The organism is Treponema sp. R8-4-B8 (assembly GCF_054786175.1).
The window spans coordinates 1-691 of the sequence record NZ_BDHE01000203.1; the positions used below are offsets into that span (position 1 = coordinate 1).

At 37.3% G+C, this 691-nt stretch carries 2 protein-coding genes; one reads left to right on the forward strand and one right to left on the reverse strand.

Annotated elements, in window-relative coordinates:
* Positions 1-465: AMP-binding protein (locus tag ACYVRA_RS07895; RefSeq protein ID WP_461252189.1), on the reverse strand; the 465-nt coding region annotated here is incomplete at its 3' end.
* Positions 466-531: 66 nt separating this feature from the next.
* Here ACYVRA_RS07895 and ACYVRA_RS07900 point away from each other — a divergent pair.
* The coding region (locus ACYVRA_RS07900; protein ID WP_461252190.1) for an SDR family NAD(P)-dependent oxidoreductase at positions 532-691 on the forward strand (160 nt) is incomplete at its 3' end.

The window sequence follows — 691 nt, forward strand, 5'->3', positions numbered from 1 at the left end:
AAATTCCGGTTTTTCCTTTATTGAATTTAAATCATTAAGAGAAATTTTTATAATTTTACTTTTTAAATCAAGCGTGTCATTGCCTAAAATAGCCGCGGCGCCTGAGCTTTTGATAATATAGTCAACCATTTCTTCTTTGTGGTTTATATCAATAAGCACCGGTTTGAAACCGGCCATAAGCAACGCCCAGAAACAAACCTGCCAAAGGTGGGAATTTTCCATTGAAACGCCGACAAAACAGCCTTTTTTAGAATTACTGAGCTTTTTTGACAAATAAACCGCCATGCTCTTTACATTTTCATCCAATGTGCGAAAAGTTACTGAAACAATATCTCCCGCGTCATTAAGCCATTGGCTGGCGTATGAATCAAGGTGATCGCCCGTCATTACTTCGTATATGCTGCTCATTGTTCTGGATTTTTCAAATAAATGAATAAAACGCGAACTAATAAAATCATTTTTCATATAAGCCTCTTATTTATGAAGAATAAGCACTATTATATCAAAGAAAAATAGTATATACTACTGTCAATGGGCGATAAAAAAGTAGTTGTTATTACGGGTGGTTCAAAGGGTATTGGGCGCGCGGCCGCCGAATTGTTTTATAAAAAAGGGTACGCCGTGTATTCGATATCCCGAAGCGCCTGTGATCTGGAAGGCGTCAATTCAAATATTTGCGAAATAACGGACG